The 13,973-nt window shown below is 63.7% G+C and carries 11 protein-coding genes; all 11 read right to left on the minus strand.

The genetic code is table 11. The annotated features are described in order from the left end of the window. Positions 1 to 163 precede the first annotated feature (163 nt). Entirely contained in the window at positions 164 to 1,633 is a 1,470-nt protein-coding gene (nuoN, locus tag KUO17_RS12440; RefSeq protein ID WP_217975864.1) for an NADH-quinone oxidoreductase subunit NuoN, read from the minus strand. Positions 1,634 to 1,640: 7 nt separating this feature from the next. Continuing rightward, positions 1,641 to 3,173, minus strand: a complete 1,533-nt coding sequence (gene nuoM / locus KUO17_RS12445) for an NADH-quinone oxidoreductase subunit M (RefSeq protein ID WP_217975865.1) — start codon at positions 3,171 to 3,173, stop codon at positions 1,641 to 1,643. Between the two features lie 39 nt (positions 3,174 to 3,212). Beyond that, positions 3,213 to 5,066, minus strand: coding sequence for an NADH-quinone oxidoreductase subunit L (gene nuoL, locus KUO17_RS12450; protein WP_217975866.1), 1,854 nt, complete (start codon positions 5,064 to 5,066; stop codon positions 3,213 to 3,215). After that, on the minus strand, positions 5,063 to 5,371 hold the full coding sequence (gene nuoK, locus KUO17_RS12455; RefSeq protein ID WP_010220409.1) for an NADH-quinone oxidoreductase subunit NuoK: 309 nt from the start codon (positions 5,369 to 5,371) through the stop codon (positions 5,063 to 5,065). Before nuoK ends, nuoL begins: the two co-directional genes overlap by 4 nt. Positions 5,372 to 5,374: 3 nt before the next feature. Then, positions 5,375 to 5,875, minus strand: a complete 501-nt coding sequence (nuoJ, locus tag KUO17_RS12460) for an NADH-quinone oxidoreductase subunit J (RefSeq protein ID WP_217975867.1) — start codon at positions 5,873 to 5,875, stop codon at positions 5,375 to 5,377. A gap of 9 nt (positions 5,876 to 5,884) precedes the next feature. Continuing rightward, complete coding sequence (nuoI, locus tag KUO17_RS12465; RefSeq protein ID WP_163944920.1) at positions 5,885 to 6,433, minus strand: NADH-quinone oxidoreductase subunit NuoI; 549 nt, start codon at positions 6,431 to 6,433, stop codon at positions 5,885 to 5,887. 11 nt (positions 6,434 to 6,444) lie between these two features. Next, on the minus strand, positions 6,445 to 7,452 hold the full coding sequence (gene nuoH / locus KUO17_RS12470; RefSeq protein WP_054915105.1) for an NADH-quinone oxidoreductase subunit NuoH: 1,008 nt from the start codon (positions 7,450 to 7,452) through the stop codon (positions 6,445 to 6,447). Then, entirely contained in the window at positions 7,449 to 10,163 is a 2,715-nt protein-coding gene (gene nuoG, locus KUO17_RS12475) for an NADH-quinone oxidoreductase subunit NuoG (RefSeq protein ID WP_217975868.1), read from the minus strand. The genes nuoH and nuoG overlap by 4 nt, the downstream gene beginning before the upstream one ends. Positions 10,164 to 10,296: 133 nt before the next feature. Continuing rightward, entirely contained in the window at positions 10,297 to 11,652 is a 1,356-nt protein-coding gene (gene nuoF / locus KUO17_RS12480) for an NADH-quinone oxidoreductase subunit NuoF (protein WP_217975869.1), read from the minus strand. Next, positions 11,649 to 12,146 carry an NADH-quinone oxidoreductase subunit NuoE gene (gene nuoE, locus KUO17_RS12485; RefSeq protein WP_217975870.1) on the minus strand — a complete coding sequence of 166 codons (498 nt, stop codon included), beginning with the start codon at positions 12,144 to 12,146 and terminating at the stop codon, positions 11,649 to 11,651. Before nuoE ends, nuoF begins: the two co-directional genes overlap by 4 nt. 2 nt (positions 12,147 to 12,148) lie before the next feature. Further along, entirely contained in the window at positions 12,149 to 13,930 is a 1,782-nt protein-coding gene (gene nuoC, locus KUO17_RS12490) for an NADH-quinone oxidoreductase subunit C/D (RefSeq protein WP_217975871.1), read from the minus strand. Positions 13,931 to 13,973: the final 43 nt, after the last annotated feature.

Genomic DNA, 13,973 nt, shown 5'->3' on the forward strand with positions numbered 1-13,973 from the left:
CTGCCCCCTGCACGACACCTCCACTCGGCCTTCTGACAGGCCGGACAATCAAGATCTAAAGCAAGATCAAGATCAACGGCGGCGCGGCGCCGCTTCTTGATTATTCAATCGACAGAAACAAAACACCCCGCCGAAGCGGGGTGTCGTGTCAGTGCGTCAGCACTCAACCAAGCAACTGCAAACCCGCATGCTGCACCAGGTCCAGCAACGGCTGCGGATACACACCCAGCACGAACGCCGCGATCGCAATCGCCAGCAACATCACACCACCCGTACGCTGCTCCCAGTTCAACGGCGCATCGTGACGGCGCAGGTTCGGCTCCATCAGGTACAGGGTCACCATCACACGCAGGTAGTAGAACACGCCGATCGCACTACCGATCACCAACGCACCCACCAACCACCATAGCTGCGACTCGACACCCGTGGCAATGATGTAGAACTTGCCGATAAAGCCCGCCGTCAGCGGAATACCCGCCAGCGACAGCATCATCACGGTCAGCACCGCCGTCAGGTACGGACGACGCCAGAACAGGCCGCGGTACTCGTACAGCGCATCGGCATCACGGCCGTTGTACGGCGAGGACATCAGGGTGATCACGCCAAACGCGCCCAGGCTGGTGATCACGTAGGTCACCAGGTACACGCCAATCGCTTCCACCGCCAGGCCCTTGCTCGCCACCAGGGCAATCAGCAGGTAACCGAAGTGGGCAATCGAGGAGTAACCCAGCAGACGCTTGAGGTTGCTCTGGGTCAGCGCCAGCAGGTTGCCGACCAGGATCGACGCCACTGCAATCACCGACAGCACCGTGGTCAGCACGCCGCTGCTGGCCGCCGGGGAGAGCATGAACAGGCGTACCACGACCGCAAACACGGCCACCTTGCTGGCAGTGGCCAGGAACGCGGCAACCGGCGCCGGAGCACCTTCGTATACGTCCGGGGTCCACAGGTGGAACGGTACCAGCGACAGCTTGAATGCCAGGCCAACCAGCATCATGCCCAGGCCCAGCTGGGCAATCAGGCTCGGCATGCTGGTGGCCGCCAGGGCCTTGCCGATGCCGTCGAAGCTCAGGCTGCCAGCGTCGGCATACAGCAACGCCATGCCGAACAGCAGGAACGCAGAACCGGCCGCCGACAGCACCATGTACTTGATGCCGGCTTCCAGCGAACGCTTGTTGAAGAAGGCGTACGCCACCAGGCCATAGACCGGTACCGAGAGCAGCTCCAGGCCGATGAACAGGCCGGCCAGGTGCTGCGCGCAGACCAGTACCAGGCCACCCAGGGCAGCCATCAGGATCAGCAGGTAAAGTTCTTCACGGTTGCCCGGGTAGCCTTTGCCGCCATCGCCCAGGTAAGCGTGCGCCAAGGTCACGCACGCCAGTGTGGCGACCAGGATCAACGCCATGTACAGGCACGCGAAATTGTCGACGGTCAGCAACGGGGTGACCGCCAGCGGGGCCACTTTCAGGGTCGGGATGATCGACAGCAGGGCCAGGTTCAGCCCCACGGTCGACAGCAGGAAGGTTTGCGAATGGTTGCGGCGCCAGGCGATGGCCAGCATCACCACGATAATGGTGATGGTGGTGATCAGCAGCGGCGCAAGCGCAATAAAGTGTTGAATCGTCAGGTCCATAGCGCTCTTACCGGGCCGAAGCGAGTTGAGTGAAAGCGGAGCCGAACCACTGCTGTACACCACTCATGGTGGCGGCAGAGGTGTCCAGGAACGGCTGCGGGTAAACGCCCAGCACAATCAGCAGCACAGCCAGGCCCAGCACCATGATCAGTTCGCGGTTGTCCATGCCGGCCAGTACGTCGTCCGATTTGGACGGGCCGAAGTAGGCGCGGTGGATCATGATCAGCGAGTACACCGAACCGAACACCAAGCCAGACGTCGCAATCACGGTCACCCACGGTGCACTGACGAAGCTGCCCAGCAGGATCAGGAACTCGCCGACGAAGTTGCCGGTGCCCGGCAGGCCCAGCGACGCGGCAGCGAAGAACAGGCTGATGGCCGGCAGGTAGGCAATGCGCGACCACAGGCCACCCATCTGACGCATGTCACGGGTGTGCAGGCGCTCGTACAGCTGGCCACTGAGGATAAACAGCGCCGCCGCCGACAGGCCGTGGGCCAGCATCTGGATCACCGCGCCTTGCAGGGCCTGCTGGCTGCCGGAGTAGATGCCGATCAGCACGAAGCCCATGTGCGAGACGCTGGAGAAGGCGATCAGGCGCTTGATGTCGGTCTGGGCAAACGCCAGGAACGCACCGTAGAAGATCCCGATCAGGCCCAGGGTCATGGCGATCGGCGCGAACTCGGCCGAGGCATTCGGGAACAGCGGCAGGGCGAAACGCAGCAGGCCATAGGCCGCCGTCTTCAGCAGGATACCCGCCAGGTCCACGGAACCTGCGGTGGGTGCCTGGGCGTGAGCGTCAGGCAGCCAGGAGTGGAACGGTACCACCGGCAGCTTCACCGCGAAGGCGATGAAGAAGCCCAGCATCAGCAGGTATTCGGTACCGGCCGGCAGGTCGGCCTTCAGCAGTTGGGTGTAGTCGAAGGTGATCACACCGGTGTTGCTGTAGTTGACCAGCACCAGGCCCAGGATCGCCACCAACATGATCAGGCCGCTGGCCTGGGTGAAGATGAAGAACTTGGTGGCGGCGTAGATCCGGGTCTTCTTGCCGTCGGAGGAGCTGTGACCCCAGAGCGCGATGAGGAAATACATCGGCACCAGCATCATTTCCCAGAAGAAGAAGAACAGGAACAGGTCCAGGGCCAGGAACACCCCGACCACGCCGCCCAGGATCCACATCAGGTTGAGGTGGAAGAAGCCGACGTGGCGCTGGATCTCTTTCCACGAGCACAGTACCGACAGCACACCGAGCAGGCCGGTGAGCAGGATCATCAGCAGCGACAGGCCGTCCAGCGCCAGGTGCAGGCTGATGCCGAAGCGCTCGATCCACAGCACTTTGAATTCGTAGGCCCACTGTGGCGCGGCACCCGGCGCAGGCGCCAGGGTGTAGTCGCCGTTGGCCCACAGCCAAAGGCCGATACCAAGCAGCAGGGACATGGTCAGCAGCGCGATGTAGCGCGGCAGGGTGGCGCCGAAGCGCTCACCCAGCCAGCACAGCAGGCCGCCGATGAAGGGGATCAGGATCAGCCAAGGCAAAATCATGACGGGCTCAATTCCTTTCGCAAAGTCGCAAGGTTCATATCAGACCGCAGCCACAACAACGGCACCGAGCACAAGCACGGCACCTACGGCTATCGAAGCGGTGTACCAGCGCAGCTGACCGGTTTCGGTTTTGCTCATGGCGGCGTGACCGCCCCGAGCCATACGCGGAATCAGGCCAATGCCGCGGTCAACCGGATCCTTGCGCAGGATATGGCTGATCAGCAGGTAAGGTTTGACGAACAGCTTGTTGTAGATCCAGTCGAAGCCCCAGGCGGCGAACCACCAGGCCGACAGCACACGACCCGGGCCGCTGTTGGCGATCGCGGTCACCAGGCGACGCTTGCCCAGGAACAGCATAGCGGCCAGCAGGATACCGGCGATGGCGATGGCGCCCGAGGCGATTTCCAGGCTGTGCTTGGCTTCGCCGCCGGCATGCCCGACGCTCTGTGGCAGCACGCCGGCCAGTGGTGGATGAATCCATGCGCCGACGAAGGTCGACAGCACGATCAGCACGCCCAGTGGCAGCCAGTGCGAGATGCCATGGCCGGCATGCGCTTCGGTCTTGGCTTCGCCGTGGAAGGCAATGAAGATCAGGCGGAAGGTGTACAGCGAGGTCATGAACGCGCCAACCAGGCCGGCGTACAGCAGGCCGTTGTTGCCACTGGCGAAGGCTTCCCAGAGGATCTCGTCCTTGGAGTAGAAACCGGCGGTCAGCAGCGGCAGGGCAGCCAGGGCGGCACCACCGACGATGAAGCTGGCATAGGCCAACGGCAGTTTCTTCCACAGGCCGCCCATCTTGAAGATGTTCTGCTCGTGGTGGCAGGCAACGATCACCGCACCCGAAGCAAGGAACAGCAGGGCCTTGAAGAAGGCGTGGGTCATCAGGTGGAAGATTGCGCCATCGAACGCGCCAACGCCCAGGGCCAGGAACATGTAGCCGATCTGGCTCATGGTCGAGTAGGCCAGGATACGCTTGATGTCGGTCTGCACCAGCGCGGCGAAGCCGGCCAGTACCAGGGTCACGCCGCCGACCACACCCACCAGGTGCAGCACGTCGGGGGCCAGGGCGAACAGGCCGTGGGTACGGGCAATCAGGTAGACACCGGCGGTGACCATGGTTGCGGCGTGGATCAGTGCCGACACCGGGGTAGGGCCGGCCATTGCGTCAGCCAGCCAGGTCTGCAGCGGCAACTGGGCCGATTTACCGACCGCGCCACCCAGCAACATCAGGGTCGCCAGCACCATCCAGAAATCACCCGCCTGGAACTTCTGCGGGGCCAGCACCAGCAGTTGCTGGATATTCAGCGTGCCCAGTTGCTGGTACAGGATGAACAGGCCGATGGCCATGAACACGTCGCCGATACGGGTGACGATGAAGGCCTTGAGTGCTGCGTTGCCGTTGTTGCGGTTGCTGTAGTAGAAACCGATCAACAGGTACGAGCACAGGCCCACGCCTTCCCAACCGAAGTAGATGAACAGCAGGTCGTCGCCCAGGATCAGGAACAGCATGCTGGCGATGAACAGGTTGGTGTAGGCGAAGAAGCGCGAGTAACCGGCTTCACCACGCATGTACCACGAAGCGAACAGATGGATCAGGAAGCCCACGCCGACCACCACGCCAAGCATGGTCACCGACAGGCCGTCCAGGTAGAGGGTGAAGTTGGGCTTGAAGTCGCCCACCTGCATCCACTGCCACAGCAGCTGGCTGTACGCGCCGCCCTCGGGCGGGGCGACGTTGAACTGCCAGATCACGTACGCGGCCACGATGGCCGAGAGGCCGATAGAGCCGACGCCGATCAGCGCCGACAGGTTCTCGGAGAACCGCCCGCGCGAGAACGACAGCAGCACGAAGCCGATCAGGGGGAAGACGAAGGTCAGAAAGAGTAGGTTCATCCGCGCATCTCACTGGCAGCATCGATATCGAGAGTGTGGAAGCGGCGATACAGCTGCAACAGGATCGCCAGGCCGATACTGGCCTCGGCGGCGGCCAGGCTGATGACCAGGATGAACATGATCTGCCCGTCCGGTTGCGCCCAGCGGCTGCCCGCCACGATGAATGCCAGTGCCGAGGCGTTCATCATGATTTCCAGGCTCATCAGTACGAACAGAATGTTGCGGCGTACCATCAGCCCGACCAGGCCGAGGCAGAACAGGATGCCGGCGACGGCCAGGCCGTGCTCGAGAGGAATTGCTGACATGGTTTACTCCTTCGCCTCGTTGCGGCCGAGGTGGAACGCCGTCACTGCCGCAGCAAGCAGCAGCATCGAGGCCAGTTCCACCACCAGCAGGTAAGGGCCGAACAGGCTGATGCCCACGGCCTTGGCGTCAACGGTGGTGTGGCCGATGGCCGCGCCGCTCGGTTCGACGAACAGCACGTACAGCAGCTCGAGCAGCAGCAGGGCGGCGAGGAACACCGGCCCGCCCCAGATACCCGGCTTGAGCCAGCCGCGCTCCTGGGCGACCGAAGCCGGGCCCAGGTTGAGCATCATCACCACGAACACGAACAGCACCATGATGGCGCCAGCGTAGGCGATCACTTCGAGCACACCGGCAAACGGTGCACCGAGGGCGAAGAAGGTCATCGCCACGGAGATCAGCGAAATGATCAGGTAGAGCAGGGCATGCACCGGGTTGGTGTTGGTGATCACCCGCAGGGTGGACACCACGGCGACACCGGATGCGAAATAGAAAGCGAATTCCATCTTTCTTCCTTAAGGGAGCAAGCTCTTCACGTTGATCGGCTCGGCTTCGTTCTGCGCGGCGCCTTTCGGCTTGCCGGCAACCGCCATACCTGCAACACGGTAGAAGTTGTAATCAGGGTTCTTGCCGGGGCCGGAGATCAGCAGATCTTCTTTCTCGTACACCAGGTCCTGACGTTTGAACTCGGCCATCTCGAAATCCGGGGTGAGCTGGATTGCGGTGGTCGGGCAGGCTTCCTCGCAGAGGCCGCAGAAAATGCAGCGCGAGAAGTTGATGCGGAAGAACTCGGGGTACCAGCGGCCGTCGTCGGTCTCGGCCTTCTGCAGCGAGATGCAACCCACCGGGCACGCCACGGCGCACAGGTTGCACGCCACGCAGCGCTCTTCGCCGTCGGGGTCGCGGGTGAGCACGATACGGCCGCGATAGCGCGGCGGCAGGTACACCGCCTCTTCCGGGTATTGCAGGGTGTCACGTTTGCGGAAACCGTGAGAGAACACCATCACCAGGCTGCGCAGCTGGGTTCCGGTGCCCTTAACGATGTCGCCAATATACTTGAACATGGGTCAAATCCTCACTGGGCCGCAACAGCTGGCGTGTTGAGCAACACGAGCGCAGCGGTCACCAGCAAATTGATCAGGGTCAGCGGCAGGCAGAACTTCCAGCTGAAGTCCATCACCTGGTCATAGCGCGGGCGCGGGATCGAGGCGCGCAGCAGGATGAACAGCATGATGAAGAACGCGGTCTTCAGGGCGAACCACACGAACGACAGTTGCGGCAGAATGCCGAACGGCCCGTGCCAGCCACCGAAGAACAGGGTTACCAGCAGCGCCGAGATCAGGATGATGCCGATGTACTCGCCGACGAAGAACATGCCCCATTTCATGCCGGCATATTCGATGTGGTAACCGTCGGCCAGTTCCTGTTCCGCTTCGGGCTGGTCGAAGGGGTGACGGTGCGTCACGGCCACGCCAGCGATGAAGAAGGTACAGAAGCCGAAGAACTGCGGAATGATGAACCACAGGTTCTGCGCCTGGTACTCGACGATGTCGCGCATGTTGAACGAGCCGACCTGGGCCACGATGCCCATCAGCGCCAGGCCCATGAACACTTCGTACGACACGGTCTGGGCCGAGGCCCGCAGGCTGCCGAGCAGGGCGTACTTGTTGTTCGACGACCAGCCGGCGAACAGTACGGCGTACACCGACAGGCCCGCCATGGCGAAGAAGAACAGCAGGCCGATGTTCAGGTCCGCGACACCCCAGGTCGGGGTGATCGGGATGATCGCGAAGGCGATCAGCAAGGCGCTCATGGCCACCACCGGCGCCAGGGTGAAGATCACCTTGTCGACGAAGGGCGGGTTCCAGTCTTCCTTGAAGAACATCTTCAGCATGTCGGCGGCAATCTGGAACATGCCGAACGGGCCGACGCGGTTCGGACCGTAACGGTCCTGCCACCAGCCCAGCAGGCGACGCTCGACGAAGCTGAGCAGCGCGCCGCAGACCACCACCGCCAGCAACACCACGATGGCCTTGATGACAGTGAGGATCACATCGATCACTTCAGGGGTGAACCAGGTCATTGTGCTGCCTCCTGCAGGCCTTCGACGGATGCACCGAAGATGGCAGGCGGAATGCCGGCCAGGCCTTTGGGCAACGCAACCAGGCCTGCGCCCAGCTCTTCATTGATACGCAGCGGCAGACGCAGGGTCTGGCCGGCCACGTTCAGGCTCAGCAACGCGCCGTCGTTGACGCCCAGGCGGTCGGCTTCGGACTTGGCCAGGCCCACGTAGGCCTGCGGGATGCGCTCTTGCACCGGGGCGGCGCGCGAAGAGTTCTCTTCACTGCCGAACAGGTGATAGAACGGCACGACCTGCCAGGTGCCACGGGCCGGCGAGAACGCGGCTGGTACGCTGGCGAACCAGTTGAGCCTGTCGCCCTGGCTTTCGATCAGGCGGGTGCCCGGGTCGCCTGCACGCAGGTGGCCACCGACCTCGTCCTGGAACTTGTTCCAGGCCTGCGGCGAGTTCCAGCCCGGCGACCAGGCGAACGGCACTTGCGAGCGCGGTTCGGCGGAGCCCGAGTAACCTTCCATGGAGAAGGCGAACGCGGTGTCCTGGTCTTGCGGGGTACGCGGTTCGTGCACGCTGATGTTGGCGCGCATCGCGGTACGGCCCGAGTAGCGCAGCGGTTCACGGGCAAGCTTCATGCCCTTGATGCGGAACGCGGCCGATGGCGCGGCATTGACGATGCCGGCCAGTTGCGGTGCGGCGCTGGCCACGGCGTGGGTCACGTGGTCGAGCTGGGTCCAGTCGACCGGCTTGTTCAGCAGGGTGGCACGCAGGGCGTGCATCCAGCGCCAGCCTTCGTGCACCAGGATGCTGCTGTCCAGGTACTGCGGGTCGAACACCTGGAAGAAACGCTGGGCGCGGCCTTCCTGGCTGACCAGGGTACCGTCGCCTTCGGCGAAAGTGGCGGCAGGCAGCACCAGGTGCGCACGGTCGGTGGTCGGGGTTTTCTGGTGGTCGGCAACGATCACCACCTTGGCCGCCGCCAGGGCTGCGTCGACCTTGGCCGCCGGCACGCGGCTGTACAGGTCGTTTTCCAGGATCACGATGGCGTCGGCCTTGCCGGCGATCACTGCGTCCAGTGCGGCGTCGATCGACTCGCCACCGAGCATGGCCAGGCCCAGGCTGTTGGCCTCGGGCACCACCAGGCTCAGCGAGCCGTTCTTCTCGCGCAGCTTCAGTGCCTTGGCGATGTTGGCGGCGGCTTCGATCAGGGCCTTGGAGCCCAGCGAAGTACCGGCAACCACCAGCGGACGGTTGGCCGCGACCAGGGCCTCGGCGATGCGCCTGGCCAGCTCGACGGCTTCGGCGTCCAGGCCTTCGACGGCCGGCGCACTCGGGTCGATGGCGTGGGCCACGGCGAAACCGATACGGGCCAGGTCATCGGGGGCCGCGTGCACGCACTCTTCGGCCACGTCATCGAGCTTGGTGTCGGTGAGGCTGGCGATGAACAGCGGGTACATGGCGTGCTGGCCGATGTTCTTCACCGCGGCATCCAGCCAAGGCTGCACGCGCATGGCGTCGGCCATGGCCTCGGCCTTGCCCTTGACCGACTGGCGCAGGGCCAGGGCCAGGCGTGCGGCGGTCTGGGTCAGGTCTTCGCCAAGCACGAATACCGCGTCATGGTCTTCCATGTCGCGCAGGGTCGGTACCGGCAGCGGGCTGTCGTTGAGGACTTGCAGGGCCAGGCGCACGCGCTCCAGCTCACCGGCTTCCATACCCGAGTGGAAGTACTCGGCACCCACCAGCTCGCGCAGGCCGTAGTTGCTTTCGAGGCTGGCGCGTGGCGAGCCGATACCGACGATGGTACGGCCGCGCAGCAGGTCGGCGGCCTTGTCCAGCGCAGCGTCCAGGCCCAGCTTCTGGCCGCCTTCGAGCAGCGGCTGGCGTGGGCGGTCGGTGCGGTTGACGTAGCCATAGCCGAAACGGCCACGGTCGCACAGGAAGTACTGGTTCACCGAACCGTTGAAACGGTTCTCGATGCGGCGCAGTTCACCGTAGCGCTCACCCGGGCTGATGTTGCAGCCGCTGGAGCAGCCATGGCAGATGCTCGGGGCAAACTGCATGTCCCACTTGCGGTTGTAGCGCTCGGAGTGGGTCTTGTCGGTGAACACACCGGTCGGGCACACCTCGGTCAGGTTGCCGGAGAACTCGCTCTCCAGCGTGCCGCTCTCGACACGGCCGAAGTACACGTTGTCGTGTGCACCGAATACGCCCAGGTCGGTACCGCCGGCGTAGTCCTTGTAGTAGCGCACGCAGCGGTAGCAGGCGATGCAGCGGTTCATCTCGTGGGAGATGAACGGGCCGAGTTCCTGGTTCTGGTGGGTGCGCTTGGTGAAGCGATAGCGGCGCTCGTTGTGGCCGGTCATCACCGTCATGTCTTGCAGGTGGCAGTGACCGCCTTCCTCGCACACCGGGCAGTCGTGCGGGTGGTTGGTCATCAGCCATTCGACGACGCTGGCGCGGAACACGCGGGCTTCTTCGTCTTCGATGGAAATCCAGCTGCCATCGGTGGCAGGGGTCATGCAGGACATGACGATACGACCACGGGTGTCGTTCTCGTCGGTGTACTGCTTGACCGCGCACTGGCGGCAGGCGCCGACGCTACCGAGCGCCGGGTGCCAGCAGAAATAAGGGATGTCGAGGCCTAGTGACAGACACGCCTGTAACAGGTTGTCTGCACCGTTGACTTCGAGCTCTTTGCCGTCTACGTGGATAGTGGCCATGGTTCAAAGTTCTTCGTTGGCCCGCGTGTGCGGGCGTGGCTAATGGAAAGCTGTGTGCCTGCGGCTCGCGGCGGGGTTTCCCGGGCGAGCATCGTGGGCAACGGGCGGCACGGACCGCCCGTCTTTTTATTCGTTATGCGCCGACCACAATCGGTTTTGCCAGGTCCGGGCGCGGTGCAGCAGTGGCTGCGATACCGGCTTCGAACTCGGGGCGGAAGTATTTGATGGCACTGCCCAACGGCTCGACCGCACCCGGTGCGTGAGCGCAGAAGGTCTTGCCTGGGCCGAGGAAACCGACCAGCCCCAGCAGCGTCTCGATGTCGCCTTGCTGGCCCTGGCCTTTCTCGATGGCGCGCAGAAGCTTGACGCTCCATGGCAGGCCATCGCGGCACGGGGTGCAGAAGCCGCACGATTCGCGGGCAAAGAACTCTTCCATGTTGCGCAGCAGCGAGACCATGTTGACGCTGTCGTCCACGGCCATGGCCAGGCCCGTCCCCATCCGGGTGCCGACCTTGGCGATGCCGCCGGCGTACATCTGCGCGTCGAGGTGCTCGGGCAGCAGGAAGCCGGTACCGGCGCCGCCTGGCTGCCAGCACTTGAGCTTGAAGCCATCACGCATGCCGCCGGCGTAGTCTTCGAACAGCTCGCGGGCGGTGACGCCGAATGGCAGCTCCCACAGGCCCGGGTTCTTCACCTTGCCGGAGAAGCCCATCAGCTTGGTGCCGTGGTCTTCGCTGCCTTCGCGGGCCAGCGACTTGTACCAGTCGATGCCGTTGCCGACGATGGCCGGCACGTTGCACAGGGTTTCGACGTTGTTCACGCAGGTCGGCTTGCCCCACACGCCCACGGCGGCAGGGAAGGGCGGCTTGGAGCGCGGGTTGGCGCGGCGGCCTTCGAGGGAGTTGATCAGTGCGGTTTCTTCACCGCAGATGTAACGCCCGGCGCCGGTGTGCACGAACAGCTCGAAGTCGAAGCCGCTGCCCAGGATGTTCTTGCCCAGCAGGCCGGCCGCCTTGGCTTCCTCGACCGCACGGTTGAGGTTGCGCGCTGCGGTGGTGTACTCGCCACGCAGGAAGATGTAGCCGCGGTAGGCCTTGAGTGCGCGAGCACTGATCAGCATGCCTTCGATCAGCAGATGGGGCTGTTGCTCCATCAGCATGCGGTCTTTCCAGGTGTTGGGCTCCATTTCATCCGCGTTGCACAGCAGGTAGCGGATGTTCATGGATTCGTCTTTGGGCATCAGGCCCCATTTGACGCCCGTTGGGAAGCCCGCACCCCCACGGCCCTTGAGGCCGGAGTCCTTGACGGTCTGCACGATGTCGTCCTGCGACATCTGCGCCAGTGCCTTGCGGGCAGCGGCGTAGCCGTCCTTGGCCTGGTACTCGTCGAGCCACAGCGGTTCGCCGTCGTCACGCAGGCGCCAGGTCAGCGGATGGGTTTCAGCGGCGCGCGCAATGCGGTTGGCCGGGCCGAAGGAAGTGATGGTCATACGTAACCCTCCAGCAGTTTGGTAACGCCGGCAGGTTGCACGTCGCCAAAGGTGTCGTCGTCGATCATCAGCGCCGGGGCCTTGTCGCAGTTGCCCAGGCAGCACACTGGCAGCAGGGTGAAGCGCCCGTCTGCGGTGGTCTGGCCCAGGCCGATGCCCAGCTCGCTCTGGATCTGGCTGACCACCGACTCGTGGCCGCCGATGTAGCAGACCATGCTGTCGCACACGCGAATGATGTGGCGACCGACCGGCTGGCGGAAGATCTGGCTGTAGAAGGTGGCCACGCCTTCGACGTCGCTGGCAGGGATGCCCAGCACTTCGCCGATGGCATAGACCGCGCCGTCCGGCACCCAGCCGCGTTCCTTCTGAACGATCTTCAGGGCTTCGATGGACGCCGCGCGCGGGTCCTCGTAGTGATGCATCTCGTGCTCGATGGCCGAGCGCTCGGTTTCGCTCAGGGCGAAACGGTCGGTTTGGATAAGCGTGTTGTTCATGCTTAGCGGTCCACGTCAGCCATAACGAAGTCGATACTGCCCAGGTACGCAATGAGGTCCGCGACCATGCTGCCGCGGATCACCGAAGGGATCTGCTGCAGGTGCGGGTAGCTCGGGGTGCGAATCCGGGTGCGGTAACTCATGGTTCCGCCATCGCTCGTCAGGTAGTAACTGTTGATGCCCTTGGTCGCTTCGATCATCTGGAAGGATTCGTTGGCCGGCATAACCGGGCCCCACGAAACTTGCAGGAAGTGCGTGATCAGGGTCTCGATGTGCTGCAGGGTGCGCTCTTTTGGCGGCGGCGTGGTCAGCGGGTGGTCCGCCTTGTACGCGCCGGCCGGCATGTTGCGCATGCACTGGTCGATGATCTTGATGCTCTGGCGCATTTCTTCGACGCGCACCATGCAGCGGTCGTAGGCATCGCCATTGCTGGCCAGCGGCACTTCGAACTCGAAGTTCTCGTAGCCCGAGTACGGACGCGCCTTGCGCAGGTCGAAATCGCAACCGGTCGAACGCAGGCCGGCACCGGTGACGCCCCATTCCAGGGCCTCTTTGGTGTTGTAGGCGGCCACGCCGATGGTACGGCCCTTGAGGATGCTGTTCTGCAGGGCAGCCTTGGTGTACTCGTCGAGGCGCTTGGGCAGCCAGTCGACGAAGTCCTTGACCAGTTTCTCCCAGCCGCGCGGCAGGTCGTGGGCCACGCCACCGATGCGGTACCAGGCCGGGTGCAGGCGGAAACCGGTGATGGCTTCGATCACGGTGTAGGCGCGCTGACGGTCGGTGAAGGTGAAGAACACCGGGGTCATGGCGCCGACGTCCTGGATATAGGTACCCAGGAACAGCAGGTGGCTGGTGATGCGGAAGAACTCGGCCATCATGATGCGGATGGTGTCGACCTTCTCCGGCACCTTGATGCCGGCCAGCTTCTCGACCGCGAGCACGTACGGCAGGTTGTTCATCACCCCGCCCAGGTAGTCGATACGGTCGGTGTAGGGAATGAAACTGTGCCAGGACTGACGCTCGGCCATCTTCTCGGCACCACGGTGGTGGTAGCCGATGTCCGGGACGCAGTCGACGATCTCTTCACCGTCCAGCTGCAGCACGATACGGAACGCACCGTGGGCCGAAGGGTGGTTGGGGCCCAGGTTGAGGAACATGTAGTCCTCGTTGGCGCCGGAACGCTTCATGCCCCAGGCTTCGGGGTTGAAGCGTGCAGCTTCTTCCTCGAGCTGCTGCTTGGCCAGGTTCAGGCTGTACGGGTCGAACTCGGTGGCGCGGGCCGGGAAGTCCTTGCGCAGCGGGTGACCTTCCCAGGTGGGTGGCATCATGATGCGGGTCAGGTGCGGGTGGCCGGCAAAGTCGATGCCGAACATGTCCCACACTTCACGCTCGTACCAGTTGGCATTGGGCCAGATACCGGTGACGGTCGGAACGTTCAGGTCGCCCTCGTTCAGCGCCACCTTGATCATCACGTCGCTGTTACGCTCCACCGACATCAGGTGGTAGAACACGGTGAAGTCGGCGCCCGGCAGGCCGCGACGCTGGGTGCGCAGACGCTCGTCCACGCCGTGCAGGTCGTACAGCATGCTGTACGGCTTGGCCACGTTGCGCAGGAAGGTCAGCACTTCGATCAGTTTGGCGCGGGCAACCCACAGCACCGGCATGCCGGTACGGGTGGCCTGGGCGGTGAACGCCTCGGGGCCGAAACGATTGTTCAATTCGACGACCACATCCTGGTCGTCAGCCTTGTAAGGCGGGATATAAATAGCGGTGTCCGCTGTCATGGTCTCGGTCGCTTTGGGTCAACGTAGAGAATGAAGCCAGGCC

This window comes from Pseudomonas aegrilactucae (genome assembly GCF_019168305.1).
Taxonomy (GTDB): Bacteria; Pseudomonadota; Gammaproteobacteria; order Pseudomonadales; family Pseudomonadaceae; genus Aquipseudomonas; species Aquipseudomonas aegrilactucae.

Bases quoted from the DNA above. Each gene is read 5' to 3' on its own strand.
- nuoN (WP_217975864.1), bottom strand. From the start codon at position 1,633: ATGGACCTGACGATTCAACACTTTATTGCGCTTGCGCCGCTGCTGATC.
- nuoM (WP_217975865.1), bottom strand. From the start codon at position 3,173: ATGATTTTGCCTTGGCTGATCCTGATCCCCTTCATCGGCGGCCTGCTG.
- nuoL (WP_217975866.1), bottom strand. From the start codon at position 5,066: ATGAACCTACTCTTTCTGACCTTCGTCTTCCCCCTGATCGGCTTCGTG.
- nuoK (WP_010220409.1), bottom strand. From the start codon at position 5,371: ATGTCAGCAATTCCTCTCGAGCACGGCCTGGCCGTCGCCGGCATCCTG.
- nuoJ (WP_217975867.1), bottom strand. From the start codon at position 5,875: ATGGAATTCGCTTTCTATTTCGCATCCGGTGTCGCCGTGGTGTCCACC.
- nuoI (WP_163944920.1), bottom strand. From the start codon at position 6,433: ATGTTCAAGTATATTGGCGACATCGTTAAGGGCACCGGAACCCAGCTG.
- nuoH (WP_054915105.1), bottom strand. From the start codon at position 7,452: ATGACCTGGTTCACCCCTGAAGTGATCGATGTGATCCTCACTGTCATC.
- nuoG (WP_217975868.1), bottom strand. From the start codon at position 10,163: ATGGCCACTATCCACGTAGACGGCAAAGAGCTCGAAGTCAACGGTGCA.
- nuoF (WP_217975869.1), bottom strand. From the start codon at position 11,652: ATGACCATCACTTCCTTCGGCCCGGCCAACCGCATTGCGCGCGCCGCT.
- nuoE (WP_217975870.1), bottom strand. From the start codon at position 12,146: ATGAACAACACGCTTATCCAAACCGACCGTTTCGCCCTGAGCGAAACC.
- nuoC (WP_217975871.1), bottom strand. From the start codon at position 13,930: ATGACAGCGGACACCGCTATTTATATCCCGCCTTACAAGGCTGACGAC.